General features: G+C 45.0%; 16 protein-coding genes. 12 read left to right on the forward strand and 4 right to left on the reverse strand.

Going from position 1 to position 15,699, the window contains the following annotated elements; translation table 11 throughout:
- The first annotated feature begins 17 nt into the window (after positions 1 to 17).
- From AC6RGY_RS00875 to AC6RGY_RS00905, 7 genes are all read left to right on the forward strand, one after another.
- Positions 18 to 899, forward strand: coding sequence for a dTDP-4-dehydrorhamnose reductase family protein (locus AC6RGY_RS00875; RefSeq protein WP_499858933.1), 882 nt, complete (start codon positions 18 to 20; stop codon positions 897 to 899).
- Complete coding sequence (locus AC6RGY_RS00880) at positions 859 to 2,067, forward strand: glycosyltransferase family 2 protein (protein WP_499858935.1); 1,209 nt, start codon at positions 859 to 861, stop codon at positions 2,065 to 2,067. Before AC6RGY_RS00875 ends, AC6RGY_RS00880 begins: the two co-directional genes overlap by 41 nt.
- A gap of 229 nt (positions 2,068 to 2,296) precedes the next feature.
- Positions 2,297 to 3,745, forward strand: a complete 1,449-nt coding sequence (locus tag AC6RGY_RS00885; protein WP_499858937.1) for an alkaline phosphatase family protein — start codon at positions 2,297 to 2,299, stop codon at positions 3,743 to 3,745.
- A gap of 30 nt (positions 3,746 to 3,775) precedes the next feature.
- The gene (locus tag AC6RGY_RS00890; protein ID WP_499858939.1) at positions 3,776 to 4,477 is read left to right on the forward strand and encodes a DUF421 domain-containing protein; all 702 of its coding nucleotides are present in this window, start codon (positions 3,776 to 3,778) and stop codon (positions 4,475 to 4,477) included.
- An 84-nt stretch (positions 4,478 to 4,561) separates the two neighbouring features.
- Positions 4,562 to 5,044 (forward strand): CBS domain-containing protein, encoded by a 483-nt coding sequence (locus tag AC6RGY_RS00895; protein WP_499858941.1) that lies wholly within the window; start codon positions 4,562 to 4,564, stop codon positions 5,042 to 5,044.
- Positions 5,045 to 5,197: 153 nt separating this feature from the next.
- Positions 5,198 to 5,575, forward strand: coding sequence for a YhjD family protein (locus AC6RGY_RS00900; RefSeq protein WP_499858942.1), 378 nt, complete (start codon positions 5,198 to 5,200; stop codon positions 5,573 to 5,575).
- Between the two features lie 65 nt (positions 5,576 to 5,640).
- Entirely contained in the window at positions 5,641 to 6,276 is a 636-nt protein-coding gene (locus AC6RGY_RS00905; RefSeq protein WP_499858943.1) for an SGNH/GDSL hydrolase family protein, read from the forward strand.
- A 65-nt stretch (positions 6,277 to 6,341) separates the two neighbouring features.
- On the opposite strand, the gene AC6RGY_RS00910 is transcribed toward AC6RGY_RS00905, so the two are convergent.
- Positions 6,342 to 7,139, reverse strand: coding sequence for an N-acetylmuramoyl-L-alanine amidase (locus AC6RGY_RS00910; protein WP_499858945.1), 798 nt, complete (start codon positions 7,137 to 7,139; stop codon positions 6,342 to 6,344).
- A 190-nt stretch (positions 7,140 to 7,329) separates the two neighbouring features.
- Between AC6RGY_RS00910 and AC6RGY_RS00915 the strand changes: the two genes are divergently transcribed.
- The 3 genes from AC6RGY_RS00915 to AC6RGY_RS00925 all read left to right on the forward strand — a co-directional run bounded on the left by AC6RGY_RS00915 (position 7,330) and on the right by AC6RGY_RS00925 (position 10,116).
- On the forward strand, positions 7,330 to 8,211 hold the full coding sequence (locus AC6RGY_RS00915) for a S8 family peptidase (protein ID WP_499858946.1): 882 nt from the start codon (positions 7,330 to 7,332) through the stop codon (positions 8,209 to 8,211).
- A gap of 212 nt (positions 8,212 to 8,423) precedes the next feature.
- Positions 8,424 to 8,684 (forward strand): hypothetical protein, encoded by a 261-nt coding sequence (locus AC6RGY_RS00920; RefSeq protein ID WP_499858948.1) that lies wholly within the window; start codon positions 8,424 to 8,426, stop codon positions 8,682 to 8,684.
- Between the two features lie 193 nt (positions 8,685 to 8,877).
- Positions 8,878 to 10,116, forward strand: a complete 1,239-nt coding sequence (locus AC6RGY_RS00925; protein ID WP_499858949.1) for an alkaline phosphatase — start codon at positions 8,878 to 8,880, stop codon at positions 10,114 to 10,116.
- 117 nt (positions 10,117 to 10,233) lie between these two features.
- On the opposite strand, the gene AC6RGY_RS00930 is transcribed toward AC6RGY_RS00925, so the two are convergent.
- Positions 10,234 to 11,601, reverse strand: a complete 1,368-nt coding sequence (locus AC6RGY_RS00930; RefSeq protein WP_499858950.1) for a hemolysin family protein — start codon at positions 11,599 to 11,601, stop codon at positions 10,234 to 10,236.
- Positions 11,602 to 11,703: 102 nt separating this feature from the next.
- Entirely contained in the window at positions 11,704 to 13,056 is a 1,353-nt protein-coding gene (mgtE, locus tag AC6RGY_RS00935) for a magnesium transporter (RefSeq protein ID WP_499858951.1), read from the reverse strand.
- A gap of 137 nt (positions 13,057 to 13,193) precedes the next feature.
- On the opposite strand from mgtE, the gene AC6RGY_RS00940 reads away from it, so the two are divergent.
- A complete protein-coding gene (locus AC6RGY_RS00940) occupies positions 13,194 to 13,364 on the forward strand; it encodes a hypothetical protein (RefSeq protein ID WP_499858952.1) in 171 nt (56 codons plus the stop codon).
- A gap of 71 nt (positions 13,365 to 13,435) precedes the next feature.
- Here the strand turns inward: AC6RGY_RS00940 and AC6RGY_RS00945 are convergent, their stop codons facing one another.
- On the reverse strand, positions 13,436 to 13,924 hold the full coding sequence (locus AC6RGY_RS00945) for a protease complex subunit PrcB family protein (protein ID WP_499858954.1): 489 nt from the start codon (positions 13,922 to 13,924) through the stop codon (positions 13,436 to 13,438).
- A gap of 115 nt (positions 13,925 to 14,039) precedes the next feature.
- Here AC6RGY_RS00945 and AC6RGY_RS00950 point away from each other — a divergent pair, with 115 nt between their 5' ends.
- On the forward strand, positions 14,040 to 15,698 hold the full coding sequence (locus tag AC6RGY_RS00950) for a DNA repair helicase XPB (RefSeq protein WP_499858956.1): 1,659 nt from the start codon (positions 14,040 to 14,042) through the stop codon (positions 15,696 to 15,698).
- Position 15,699 lies beyond the last annotated feature (1 nt).

Below are 15,699 nucleotides of genomic sequence, written 5' to 3' on the forward strand. Positions count from 1 at the left end.
TCAGGGGGGAGATTCGATTGAATGTTCTCGTATTGGGTGGAGCAGGTATGGCGGGCCATATGATCGTAGATTATCTTCGTCGCCATGGGCATCAAGTATGGGAAACGAGACGAGTAGCAAGCGAGGTTCCTCAATGTCTGGAACTAGAGGCTCCAGATGAAAAGAAATTGATCGAAATTTTGGATAGAACGAAACCAGATGTGGTCATTAATGCAATTGGACTCTTAAATGAAAGAGCAAACAAGCAAAAAGAAAGAGCGCTATTGATAAATAGTTTACTGCCACATCAATTGGTTCGTTACAGCTCCGCCTTCGGATATCGGCTTTTTCATATTAGTACCGACTGTGTTTTTTCTGGAAAGCAGGGTGAATACAGTGAACAGGACAATCCGGATGGAGGCTCTATCTATGGATTAACCAAACGTTTGGGTGAAGTATCGATTCCCCCTCATTTAACCATTCGGACATCGATTATCGGACCTGAATTAAAAGAAGGGATTGGTTTGTTCCAGTGGTTTATGAAACAACAAGGGAAGATTCAAGGATATCGGCAGGCATTTTGGAGTGGAGTGACAACGTTAGAACTAGCTAAATCCATTCACTGGCTCACATCCCGATCAATAGGAGGTATTATCCACTTAACCTCTCCACTGAAAATCTCTAAGTTTGAACTGTTACAAATGATGGCGGAGGTATTCGAAAGAAAGTCGGTTTGGATAGAGCCAGATGATCGAGTACAAATCAATCGTAGCTTAATATGTACTCGTCCAGATTTCCCCTATAAAGTCCCTTCGTATTACATGATGCTAAAGCAATTGCGAGAGTGGACAGAACATGCTAAGCGAAGGGAGTACTTCGATGAAAAAGCCGGATGTAGGGATTGTCATGCCCGTATATAATCAGGTTCCTAAATATTTGTTCGCCTCTTTAAGATCGATTCTTGCTCAGTCTTATCGCCAGTTTATTTTGTACATTGTTGATGATGGGTCCAATAAGCAGACCAAAAAAATCCTTGCTGATTTTGCGAAACGTGATCCTCGAGTGAAGTTGAGGCACAATAAAAGGAATAGAGGAGTAGCAGAGTCATTAAATAAAGGCTTTGCTCCAATGTTCGCAGACCCAGATATCCGCTATTTGACTTGGATCTCGAGTGATAATACTTATTACCCTGGTTTCATAAGCCAATTACGTCGTCTATTGTCTACAGCTCCGGAACATGTTGGGATGGTATATAGCTCCTTTCGACATGTGGATAGTAGAGGCAAACCGCTTAAATGTAAAAAGTATGAGAGATACGCAAAATTGCAGAAATTAAATAAAGAAGAGTTGATCCATTTTTGTTTTGTGGGTGCCTCGTTTATGTATAAAAAAGAAGCAGCAAAAAAAGTCGGCGCTTATCGTATGCCCACAATAGAGGATTATGATTACTGGTTGCGTTTAGCAGAGGTTTGTGATTTCTTATATTCCCCAGTGAAATTAATGGACTATCGCGTATGTTCTCCTAAAAGTGTGTCTGCTCATCTAGAAGAGCTTGAAGCTCACCGTCATTGGCGCAGGGTAAGGTGTGAAATCATACAGCAGACGAGAAACAGACGAGGGATTCCAATAGACACAACGATTCTCATTCCGGTAACAGCGGTTTCTTCTACTACAATTGGACAACTAGAAACACTGTTAGAGGGAGTCTATCATCATATTTCTGTATGGGTTATCGGGTGTTCTCTACCGGAAAAAAGGTTAAAACAGATTGAAGCTAATTTGAAGAAAGTGAACGACCCCCGCGTCACATTCCTTTCATCCACGCATGGTTACGTTAGGGCCCTGTTTGAACAAGTGAAAAAAGTGAGAACCCCCTTTTGTATGGTTTTTGATCAAGGGCTGAAACATAAAGACTCTCTTTATCATATGATTAAGCTGTTGAAAAAGGAAAAAGATTTGTTTTACCATTCTTCACGTAGGAAGCGCAAGCTGATTGATGCGATGAAATCGAGACAGACAGGGTTTAAGAGAGATATCCTCTACCGAACGAAAGAACTGCATTCTTTGCTGCATGGGAAGCTTCGTTGAGCTAGTGAATAGATCCCAATGATTGTGTATAGATAAGGGAATGGTGGAGAGGATAGAGGGGTACAACTACCTGAAAAGGACATCGATCATGTTGATGATTCTACTTTTTCTGTTGCTTTTATGTGGAGGCATATTCTATTGGTATTTCTGGGGCTCCAGATTAAAAAGTTTCGCGTATAGGGGCGGTCTTTCTCCTTCTTCACAATCCAAGAAGAAGGTTATTTTTCTCATGTTGGACTCGCTCTTATCCGATGCAATTGACGAAGGCATTTCGAGCGAGCAGCTACCTGCACTCGCTTTTTTTATCGAACGAGGTCAGTACCATAAAAATATGATTAGCTCTTTTCCAACAATGTCCGTTTCGATTGATAGCACCGTATGGACAGGGGTATATCCTGATCAGCATCAGCTTCCTGGCCTTGTCTGGTACAGCGAAGAAGAGCAACGTATAGTCAACTATGGGACGGGTCCTACAGAAGTAATGGTTAGTGGAGTGGGACAAGTGGTGAAAGACGGGATTTATCACCTGAATGAAAAGCATTTAAGTCCGCAGGTAACAACGCTGTATGAAGAATTGGCAGAGCGAGGGATGGAGACAGGATCCATCAATGGTATGGTTTTCAGGGGAGCCGTACGTCAATATTATACCCTACCATTGGGATTGGCTCAGTGGACTGGTCTTCCACAGTCGGTTAACCTCAAGGGGCCAACACTTTTCACTTATGGAGGGCTGGCGAATCCCTTACATGCAGGTGTACACTTACCGACGGGTCCCTTCCATCAATTTGGATTCACGGATGAGTATGCAGAGCAAGCGATTTGTTATCTCATAAAAAAACAGTGGTTGCCTTCGTTTTTAGCCGTTTATTTTCCTGATATGGATCGACCGATTCATCGAAAAGGAACAGCGGCAGCCCTGACAGAACTTAAAAAATTAGATGAACGTTTGAGGCGGATCTTGGATACTTTTCCTTCCTGGGACGAGGCTCTGCAACAAGTGACGTGGATTCTTAGTGGCGATAGCGGACAGACAAACATTCTTCCGCAAAAGAAAGATTCCCTTATCTCTCTCGTTACACCGCTTACTTCCTATCGACTCTTAAAACCGGGAGATGAAAAAAGGCGGACAGCGGAAGTTGCTCTTTGTAATAATCAGCGAATGGCTTATATTTACGCTTTGCAAGATCATCTCTCACTAGAAGAGTTGGCGCACGCGTTTCATGAGGAGGAACGAGTGGACGTGCTTGCTTGGCTGGAGGGTGACTGGGTAATCGTTCTTTCACCAGGGAAAGAGGGTCATTTTTCTTACCGAGAAGGAACGAACTGGAATGATCCGTATCAGCAAGGTTGGGAGTTGAAGGGGAGGGAGGATTTCATGGATCTCTCGTTAGATCGAGAGACAGGAAGTCTGACGTATGGACAATTTCCAGATGGATTGAGGAGGCTTAAGGCCGCACTATGCTCCCATCAGGGACGTTTTCTGGTGATCAATGCGAAGCCGGGGTATGAGTTTTCTACTCCATATGCTCCTCGGCATACAGGTGGAGCTTCCCATGGTTCCCTACATAGCCAAGACTCCTTTGTCCCGTTGATTGTTGCAGGAAGCGAGGAGTCACTCTCTTCTGACCGCTTGGTTGATATCAAGGAGTTTCTTTTACGGTTGTATGATAAAAGATGAAAAATGGGGAGGGAAGGAGGAAACCGACGATTGAATGCCTATTTTGAGGTCTTTATACAGACTGTCCTTGCATTTGGTGGCGTTCTTGTCATCGCTCGTATTTTAGGGAAGCAACAATTAGCCGAAATGACGTTTTTTGAGTATATCAACGGGATTACGTTTGGATCGATTGCTGGGAATTTAGCAACAGATTTAGACCAAGTAACGGTGCACCACTTCTTTGGCTTGGTTCTCTTCGGCCTGCTTACCTGGTTGATGACCTTTATTTCTCTCAAAAGCAGAAAGGCACGTCGCCTATTGGGTGGAGATCCGGTGATTGTTATCCGCGAGGGAAAGATCTTAGAAGAAAACATGAAGAAAATGAGAATGACGGTCGAAGAATTAATGCAACTGTTACGTGAGAAAGATATTTTTAATGTATCTGAAGTTCATTTTGCTATCTTTGAAAATGATGGTGGCATCTCAGTGATGAAAAAACCGGATTATCAGCCTCTTACACCACACTCCATAGAGCAAAAGCAATCGTCTCTTTCCTCCCCCCTTCCACAAATTCCGATGGAGCTGATCGTAGATGGGCAAATTATTTATGATAACCTCCATTTGAATGGAAAAAACGGAAAGTGGTTGTTAGGGCAATTGAAAAAACAGGCGGGTGTCACTTCGATCCAAGAAGTTTTCTATGCGGCAATGGAAAGTGACGGGAAGCTTTTTGTGGATCTGCGTCGGGATTAAAAAGAAGAGATAGTCTTGTAGCATAAGGGTGTATGAAAATCGACCTATAGGAGAACATAACCACAGAAAAGGAGGGAAATTGTTATGCATCAACTACAAGACATTATGACAACCAATGTCAACACCGTTACTCCACAAGACAACATTTTTCAAGTAGCTACTATAATGAAGCAGCAAAACATTGGTTCGGTTCCCGTTGTGGAAAACGGAATGTTGAGTGGCGTGGTTACTGACCGTGACTTGGTTTTACGGGCAATCGCAGAACGCAAACCCAACTCCGCCACGGTGGCAGACTTTATGACTCCCAATCCGGTAGTGGGTTCTCCAAATATGTCTGTCGATGAGGCAGCACAATTGATGGCGCAGAATCAAATTCGACGGTTGCCGATTGTGAACAATGGTCAGCTCGTAGGCATTGTAGCCATCGGTGATTTGGCTGTTCGTCAGCCCTATGCAGATAATGCTGGAGTGGCGCTAACGAGCATCTCCACTCAAGGTCAAACTTATGCTTCACCAAACCAAGATCCTGCTCCGAATGCAAATCCTCCACAACAGCCCCTGATGTAATCAAGACGGAGTAGTTAATCCCGCCTTCTAGGCGGGATTTTTCATGAACGATCGGTGTATCCACATGATAATTCCCATAAAGTAACAGATAATAAAAAACATACGTTCGTATATAATGGATAGAAAGGCCGATGAGAATGAGGTGAACGTTCATTGCTTCTATATCCGGCAGAATACGATCAGTTTGAACGAGAAGTAAAACGAGTGGTGGTGATGGAGGTATTGACGCGATCCCTGCAACATGATCAACAATGGATGGACCAATCTTCCTTTAAAATGAGGCGTGTCTTCAAAGAGTGGCTCAGGGAGGCGGAGAGAGAAGCGACAAAAGAGCTTATTCAAGGAAGACGTGCCCTGCGTAGAACGGGAGGAGAGATCCTGCGGATTAGTCAATTAAATGATGTGCGAGAAGTGGATGCGAAGTTTCGAGGCTTCCTTTATACGAAGCGATATTTTAATGCTGTTTTGCGGGCGGAATGTGAAACTTGGCTAAGTGATTGGAATAAAAGCGGGAACAGGGTTACAAGCTAAGTGTAGTGGGCCTGAAGGAGACACTGAGGAACAGCGATTGGAAGGAAGGAGGGAGTAAGGAAAAGATGAACCGGGTGATGTACCTTGCTCTGGGCGATTCATTGACTGAAGGAGTCGGAGCGGAGCGAATAGATGGCAACTTTCCACAGCAATTTTTCAAGCATTTGAGTTGCTCCGAACAATGTATGATGCGAAATTGGGGGGTATCAGGCCTTACTTCTGATGAATTGCTCCACCTGCTAGAAACACCTGCCATAAAGCGGGTCGCCCCCTTGGCTTCTCATATTTCCATCACGATTGGCGGAGGCGACTTTATTGATCTTTATCGGAGCGGGTTGACGATGCCCAAAATTTATCGCACCATGAATGCGGTGCAGGAAAGAGTAAATGATACATTGTCCACTCTCCGCAGATCAAATCCAGGAGCTACTATTTATTTACTTGGGTATTATGTGCCTCGTCCTGCTTATCAGATATCCCTTCCGTTGGCAGCGTATTTGTTGCGGAAGATGAATCAAGCGATGAAGGGGATTTGCAAAAAATATCAAGGGGTCCTAGTGGATCCTTTCGATTCTTTTTTCCATCGGCAGGAGTATTTTGCTGATGATGTTCACCCGAACCAACTGGGTTATGATGTACTGGCGGAGTTGTTTGCACAGTCTGCTTGTCTTCTTCCTCACAAGGAACCCTCTGTGCAATAAGGAGAATATGATGAAAAATCCTGCTCATGGGCAGGATTTTTATTTGTTCATCTGAGAACCACGGATTAATCGAGTACGATGAAGGCATCTGTAATACCAATGTTTTTGATGCGAGCAAGTTGTGCCTCAGCATTGTCTCGCTCGGCGAAGGCACCTGCCTGCACGCGATAATAAAGGGTTCCATTGATGGTTGTGGGCAGAATGAAGGCGGATATTCCATTGGATTCAAGAAAACTTACACGACTCTCTGCATTACTTTGCATGGTGAAGGAGCCAGCAATTACCTTATACAAGTCGAAGTTGACAGGAGGAAGGCTATAAGCGGCCGCAATCCCTTCTGCGATTGAGACAGATAGATCATTGATGAAAGTAGGATTTAAAAGGAGAGCTAGATCTTGGCTCGTATCGATAAATAAATTTTCTAACAAAGAAGAGGGCATGTTGGTTTCGCGTAAAACATGAAAGTTGGCACGCTTTTTCCCACGATCACGAATGTTATATTTGGATGATAGATCTTGAATAATACGGTTATGAATCGTATTGCGCGAATTAACGGTTTCTTGCGAGACTGATCCATTAAAAATAAAGCTTTCAAATCCTGTTCCACCACCGGCATTGATATGAATGGAACAATAATAATCGGCATTAATGGCATTTGCCATACTGGTACGGGTTGATAAGCTGACGGTGGCATCGGTCGTTCGTGTCATATAAATTTCTACATCATAGTGGCTAAGCAAATAGTCACGTACCTTGAGGCCAATCGCAAGGGTGAAATTTTTCTCTTGATAAGATCCATTGGTTGCACCTGGATCTGCACCACCATGGCCAGGATCGATAACAATTCGGGCGATTTCAATCACCCCCTTGGTTGTATTCTAGTAATATCTTATGCAGCATTCATAGAGTATGCTTGGACGCATCACGAATCGGGATGAGAGCTAAGAACTCGATCGTTAAAAGAGGGAATAAGTCGCTGGTGCGCCCCTTTTCCTAAGTGTCCAGTCAACCACCTCCTTTCTCTCATAATCTAGCTAGTGAGGAGGTGAAACGATGGATAGAAGTATTTTGACGCAACGAAAACTGTGTCATCTAAAGGGAACACAAAAAATCACTTGGAATGTCAAGCGTGTGCTCGGTGCTGATGAAAGGGGTCGATTTCCTAATCTTGGGACAGGAGTGCGTGTAGGCATTATCGACACAGGAATTGATTTTACTCACCCTGATTTAACGACGAATATAAAGGGGGGAGTAAATCTTATCCAATCTGAGAAGCCTCCACAAGATGAAAACGGACATGGTACGCATGTAGCTGGCATCATAGGGGCACGTAATAGCAAGACAGGAATTATAGGGATTGCTCCGCAAGTTTCTCTATATGCGATTAAAGTATTAGATAAGTATGGACTGGGGACCATGCGTACCATGATTCATGGGATCAAATGGGGAATTGATAACCATATGCATATTTTAAACATTAGTATTACAGGAGAAATCTCCAGTCCGCCTGAACTAGTAGATGTGATTGAGTTAGCGGAGAAAAAAGGGATTTTAGTGGTAGCTGCTAGCGGTAATCGAGGAAACTCAAGAGGAAAAGGAGACTGTGTAGAATCTCCAGCTCGTCTTCCAAGTGTAGAGGCGGTAGCCGCGTTGGATCGAGAAAACCGCCGTGCCCCCTTTTCTGCTACCGGTCCGATGGTAAATATAGCAGCACCCGGCGTTCAGATATTAAGCACATATTTAAACGGCCGCTATGCGAAAATGAGCGGCACCTCGATGGCAGCACCACATGTGACGGGTGTAGCTGCCTTATTGAAGCACGCCCATCCACAAGCCGATGATAAAAAACTACGAATGTATCTGCACAAACGTGCTCAACGATTAAATTTCAGAAGAGACAGTCGATTGACTGGGGTAGGATTGGTCCAAGTATGAGTGAATCTGTCAGAAGTGGCTACAGGTAAGTCGTGGAGGAAGGTGAAGCCCTCCTCCCTCCTACTTAAGAAGGAGCATCGAGCAAAAAGATTAAAGAGAGTTGGCTATTGCGAAGGGACCTATTTTAGAGAAGTTAAGGCAGTTGTCTATACATATAAGCCGTGAGCAGAATATGTAGGTAATGTACCTGACTTAAAAAGGAGGAGAGAATGATGTATCCTTACTATCCATATCCCTATTATCCTTACGGGAACGGTGCCTATACCAATCAAAAACCGAGTGATTATGTAGGGCAAGTAGTGAATGCGACCGTGGCGGGCCTTGTTCAGCGACCGACGACGATTTTTATTCATCAAGCTGGGAGTTGGAGGGGTTCCGAATGGGTTGTCGTTGTTTATCCCTATCATGATGGCAAGGCTTGTCGTTTAGCTAAGAATCGTGTAGATGTAGCCGATGTGAACATTGTAAGTTAAGTAAGCTTTGCTTTTCAGGTGCAGGGTCTACAGAATCTTGATTCTGTAGACCCTGCACCTACGTAATCAACCACATTAAATAAGATTAAGTAATAATTAATAGAAAGTTCACCGATCGAATATATTGGAATGATAGTATACGTGATGGGTTAATCATCTGCTGATGAGAAATAACATGACGTGGGGTGTAAATATGAAAAAACGTACGATGGTCGTTACGGGACTTCTATCCTTATCCTTACTTGCTACCTCCTTTGTTCCTGCTTCTGCCTATCAAAAACCAGATCACCACCGCCTGCAAGGAAAAGCCAAAAATATTATTCTCTTTGTGGGAGACGGGATGGGACAAGCTCATCGCGACGCGATCCGCTTACATGATGTGGGATTGGAAGGGGAGCTAGCGATGGACATGCCGATCACAGGATCGGTACGGACACGTTCGGCTAGTGACTTCGTGACGGATTCAGGTGCAGCCGCTACTGCCATGGCCATTGGCCATAAAACGAACAACCAGAGTATCGGCGTAGATGCAAACGGAGATCCCTCCGAGAGCATTTTGGAACTTGCTAAAAGGAAAGGGAAAAAAACCGGTATTGTCACAACCACGAGAGTGACAGATGCCACTCCAGCTGCTTTTGTTGCTCATGTAGAAAGCCGCAAGGATGAAAATGAAATTGCCCGGCAGATCATAGAAGAGAGCCGTCCTGATGTGATCTTGGGTGGAGGAGAAAACTTCTTTTATCCTGAGGGAACTGAAGGGGCTTATCCGGATACGGAAGAAAGCAAAAGCCAAGGAGAGTATGGAAATTTAGTAGAGAAAGCCAAAGAGCAAGGGTATCAATATGTGACCAATGAAGCAGAGTTAGAAGCGGCAAATGGCAAAAAACTTTTGGGTTTGTTTGCTAATGAAGGCATGATCGTCAAGGGAGTAGAGGGAGAAGGGGACTACGATCCCGCTGTCACGTTACCCAAGATGACCGAGAAAGCCATCGAAACCCTATCGAAGAACCGAAAAGGCTTTTTCTTGGTAGTGGAAGAGGAAGGGACCGATGAGCTCAGTCATGTCAACAACGCCGAAAAGATGTTGGAAGCTGGGAAAGCATTAGATGATGCGGTAGCGGTTGCGAAAGATTATGCAAAAAAACATCGGGATACATTGGTCATTGTTGCGGCTGACCATGAAACGGGTGGGCTTACTGTCGAAAAAGTGAAGGACAATGATGAATCAGGAGATGGTATCTCACAAGAGGATGGCCCCTTTGTGATTGCCGGAACCTCCGAAGAGTTTATCATTGATTGGACGACCAAAGGGCACACCGCCACCAATATTCCTCTTACCGCTATCGGACCAGGTGCCAAATACTTTCAAGGTGTATACGAAAACACTCACATTTACGAAGCGATGAAACGAGCCATGACGCGGCGGCGCTAAAGAAAACCCCCTCTCATCAATCAGATGAGAGGGGGTTTTTTCTATGCTACGAGAGACTTGATGCTCCCATGTTGACTGCTTTCATCCGAGGCGTGTGGCACCAACCATGCGCGTTTTCTATGATGAAGTGGTTGGCTCTTCCATAACATCTACATCAACCAATCCTTCTTCATCTGTTGGGGGACTTTTGGTTACAGACAAGCGGGTCACACTACGGTGATCTGCTTCTTTAACGATGAATTTCCAGTCGAGATAACGAACGAAATCATCAACCTCTGGTACCTTCTGTAACTGTGAGAAGACCCAACCGCCAATCGTATCATTATCCTCGTCATCAATATCGATGTCAAAGTAATCATTTACCTCCTCAATGAGGAGACGGGCATCAATTGAGGTTTCTTCTCCATTTTTCAAATAGAAGGGACGTTCGTTGTCAAATTCATCTTGAATCTCACCGACGATCTCCTCAATGATATCTTCGGTGGTCACAAGACCAGCCGTTCCACCATACTCGTCAACGACAATGGCCATTCCTGCCCGATTTTTTTGCAATGTGCGTAAGACATCCTTGATCTCCATGGTTTCCGGAACCAGCAGGGTGAGGCGAGCCAGAGATGCTAACTGGGGCTCTTTGCCATCGAGCAATTGTTCATACACATCACGAATATGAACGATGCCAATGATGTCATCCTTGTCTTCACGACACAAAGGAATTCGGGTGACCCCTGCTTGTTTGATCACTTCTAGGTTTTGCTCCAGTGGATCTTCGGCATAGAGGCAGATCATATTGACACGTGGCACCATGATTTCACGTGCGACACGATCAGCGAACTCAAAGATGTTGTCAAACAGCGAAAGTTCGGTTTGGTCGATCATGCCACTTTTGTGACTCTGAGCCATCAACATTCGAATTTCATCTTCGGTATGGGCCGTCTGATGATCACTTGCCAGGCCAATGCCCAACCACTTTAGAATTTGATTGGCCGATCCATTGAGAAACCAGATGAAGGGATAAAAGGTCTTATAGAAAACATTCAGGGGTGCTGAAATCCATAAGGTTGTCCCCTCCGCTCGCCGAATGGCTAGCGACTTTGGTGCCATCTCACCTAGGACGATATGTAGGAAGGTGATGATGGTGAAGGCGATTCCAAACGAAATGGTTTGTAAGAGCCATGCAGGTAAACCGAAGGGCTCAAGCAACGGCTCAATGATGTAGTGGGATAGAAAAGGCTCACCAATCCAGCCCAGACCAAGCGAAGCCAATGTAATACCTAATTGAGTAGCAGATAAATAGGCATCCAAATTGGCTACAAGTTTTTGCGCCATTTTGGCGCGCATGTTGCCTTCTTCTGTCAATTTGGCTAAACGTGTCGTGCGAACTTTTACTAACGCAAACTCAGAAGCAACGAAAAAGCCATTTAATAAGACGAGAAAGACAACAAGTATTAGGTTGAATACGATTCCAAATAAACTGGGGTCATCCAACAGTCATTAACCTCCTCAAGAAAATGCAGACGATTTATTTCCCTACCAGTTAAACGTATTGACGGGACAAATGGTTTCTATTCTTCTGTTCCTATCTTTTACTCATAGCAACTGAATAAAGAGCGTTGCTAAACCAAAATAGATAATGAGAGAGAAGACGTCATTAATCGTTGTAATCAGTGGTCCAGATGCAACCGCTGGATCAATATCGGCGATGTTGAGTACAAGAGGAATGAGCGCTCCTACAAAGGTACCGATAAGAAGAGTACACCATAAGGCGGCACCAATGACCAGCCCTAAATAGACGTTTCCTTCCATTAAGGTAACGACGCCGACGATGACCGCACTACAGATCGTACCGATAATCATGCCGACCAGTCCCTCTTGTCCTAAGACGCGTAGATATTTATCGCGTGTCAGTTGCCCGGTAGATAGTCCCCTAATGACCAATGCCAACGATTGGGTTCCTGTATTTCCTGTCATCCCTGCGATCATCGGCATAAAGAAAGTAAGGGCAGCCACACGTTGAATGGTCGTTTCGAATAGACCGAGCAGGTTGGCGGTGAAGACTCCGATGAACAATAGAAGTAAGAGCCAAGGGACACGGTAGCGTGCAGAGGATAGTGGATTGGTGATGACTTCTTTTTCAGAGTAGCCAGCGGACAGCTTGGAGATGTCCTCCTGTGCTTCTTCGATCAACACATCAATTATATCGTCTACCGTTATGATACCTAATAACCGCTCTTCTTCATCAGTTACAGGGATAGCCAGAAAATCGTACCGCTCCAATAATTTTGCCACTTCTTCTTGATCCATCTCTGGGGGAACAGAAATGACTCGTTCATACATAATATCACGAATGAATGTCTCTGGTTGAGCGATGAGCAACTCACGCAGGGAGACTACCCCGACCAAGCGATCATCGGCATCCGTGACAAATACATAATAGACCGTCTCCGCTTGTGGTGCCTCTTGCCGTAAGTATCGGATCACATCGTCGGCTGTATAATGATTATATACACTGACGTACTCCGTCGTCATCTTACCGCCAGCGGTATCTTCAGGATAATCGAGCAAAGCGCGAACCTTCTCTGCTTCTCCCTCCTCCATGGTGGTGAGGAGATGTTGCACACTGCTCTCTTCTAATTCACCAAGAAGGTCAGCCACTTCGTCGGAAGACATGAGATTAAGTACTTGGGCCGCTTTTTCGGGTCCAAGGGTGACAATCACTGCTTGCTGATCAGCTGCTTCGAGCTCTTCTAATAAATCGCCAATCTCTTCACGTGTCAGGTGTTCTAAAAGATGACGTTGATGAAGAGGGCTGAGTTCAAAAAAGATTTGTGCGAGATCGTAAGGTTGTAGCTCATCTAGCAAGGGGCGCAACCGTTTGGGATCCCGCTTTTGAAGGAAGATCTGCATTTGTGCGATGTCTTTTTGGCGGGTATCTGTTGACAAGGCTACTCCCTCCTCGCTTATTAACAGTACTTCGACTGCTACCATGATATCAGATTATGGCGGGCTTTCAAACTGGGTCATGATGTGGGTTGTCTTGGGCAAGCTATAAGAAAAGATGAGGAAGGAGGGAAAACGCGTTGTTTAAGATGAGAATCCCGGAAATTGGACCCATTCGAGAACCGGAGATTACCAATCCGGTAGAACCTGAGACAACATCGCCTGAACAACCCCAACCGATACGGGAAGATCCTCAACCTCCCGATCGAACCAATGAAGCCCGTGAAAAGCCTGAGATCGTATTCATTTGAATAACGAGGGAACATAAATAGAAGCAGCGGAGAATGGAAATCATCCCGCTGCTTCTTACTCTGGGTCCTTCTTATTTGGCTTCGGTTATTTCTTCAATGTGAAAGGAGAATGAAGTTTCTTCCTTTTCGATGCCAGATATGGAGACGACCGTGGTTGGATAAGTAATCGCTTGCGTTACCATTGCTCCTTCTGGAGGTGGAATTTCTTCAGCATAAACATGAATGGTGTCCGCTTCTTTTTCTACTTTGGTTACTTCAATTTGGTAACCACCTGTATTGCGTTCCCCTAAGCCGAGTACAAGATAAGTCTTTTCTTCTTCTTTAACGGCTTGACCGCCGCCTTCTGTCTTCATTTCTTCAACTTTCTTCTTTACGGTATCCGGTAATTGCTTCGCTTTCACTTCTTCATAAACCATGGAAACATTGTCGCCTCCTGATTCCGTTTCGGATTGGGTGCCTGGATTTTCGGAAGATGGCTCATCGGTAGCATTTCCCGTGCCACATCCGGCTAAAATAATCATAAAGCTTGCGATGACCAAAGTCATAAAGAATCGATTCATAATTGGTTCCCTCCATATTCCGTTCTTACTCTTCTAGACGTGAGTGAGTGGAGGAAAGTTGCACAGATATCCTTTTCTAATATTCTAACATAATCCGAGGTGAGGAGGAAGAAAATTGACCATCCAAATCGATGATCCCCCCCTTCTAATTGGTGGTGACGGGACGATCCTCGTCAAATCGGATCATTCCGGAATGACTCTCGTGAGGGAGGAGGTAGAACGCTTCGCTGAGCGGGTGAAAAGTCCACAAGGGATGCACACTTATCGCATAACCCCTGTATCTCTTTGGAATGCAGCGGCTAACGGTCTTCGGTGCGAAGACGTGCTCGCCACACTGTGTAGATTTGGACAAATCGAAGAGGTGCCCCTTCCAACGAGGGAATGGATTCAACAAGAAATGGGCCGCTATGGACAAATTTCGATAGAAAAGAAAGGGGAAGAGGTGCTTTTATCTTGTAAGAACGACAGGTTGATCGAAAAATTAAAAGCACAGAAATTGATTCAAAAAGAAGGTAGACAAAAAGCTCTGTACAAGATGAAAGAAGAAGACCGGGGACAAGTGAAGCAAGAGTTGATGAAATGGGGGTGGCCAGTTCAAGATCGAGCCGGATACCGAGGGGGCGAGTCACTTGCTGTACACTTTCGCGAGACCACTCGACTGCGGGATTACCAGCAGGAAGCGTTGGAACGGTTTTACCAAGGAGGAGCCATCGACGGGGGAAACGGGGTACTGGTGTTGCCGTGTGGAGCAGGAAAAACTGTGATCGGCTTAGCGGCGATCGAACGCTTGGGAAAAGCAACCCTGATCTTAACGACCAATCGCACCTCGGTACGGCAATGGATCCGTGAGTGCAAGGAAAAATTAGTGCTGTCTGATGGGATGGTGGGTGAATATAGCGGGGAATGCAAAGAAGTGAAGCCGATTACAGTAGCCACGTATCATATTTTGACCCATCGCCATGTATCGCAGCAGGTTTTTTCCCATATGAAGCTATTTCAAGAGCGCGATTGGGGGCTCATTATTTATGATGAAGTGCATCTTTTACCAGCCCCTCTCTTTCGTGTGACAGCGGGACTACAAGCCACCCGTCGGTTAGGTTTAACGGCTACCTTGGTCCGCGAAGATAAGCGTGAGGAGGAAGTCTTCTCACTTATTGGTCCCAAGCGGTTTGATCTCTCATGGAAACAATTAGAGGAAGATGGGTGGATTGCCACCGCCCACTGCCGGGAAATCCTTATTTCCATGACATCAGAGCGTCGCAAGCGTCTAGCAATGGCTCCAAAACGTGAGCAAATTCGTATTGCGGCAGAAAATGAAAGAAAAGAAGAGCTGGTACAACAGATCATCTCGCATCATAAGGATGAGAAAATCCTGGTGATCGGGCAATACTTATCTCAGCTGGAACGTATCGCGGCTCGCTTGAAAGCCCCTCTCCTGACAGGCAAAGTAACAGGAAAGAAGCGTGAGCAACTTTATCAGCAATTTCGTGAAGGAGACTTACGCATCTTAATTGTTTCCAAGGTAGCGAACTTCGCTATTGATCTTCCTGATGCAAGCATCGCCATTCAAGTATCAGGCATGTATGGTTCAAGGCAAGAAGAGGCACAGCGACTGGGAAGGATCTTGCGTCCAAAGAAGAAAAATCATGCCTATTTTTATTCGCTTGTGACAAGGGATTCGATTGAACAAGCACATGCGCTCAAACGGCAACTATTTCTTGTTCAACAGGGATATTCATACGATGTAGTTAAAGAGAACGAATGGAAGGAGTGAG

The sequence above is a fragment of the Mechercharimyces mesophilus genome, from assembly GCF_059818345.1.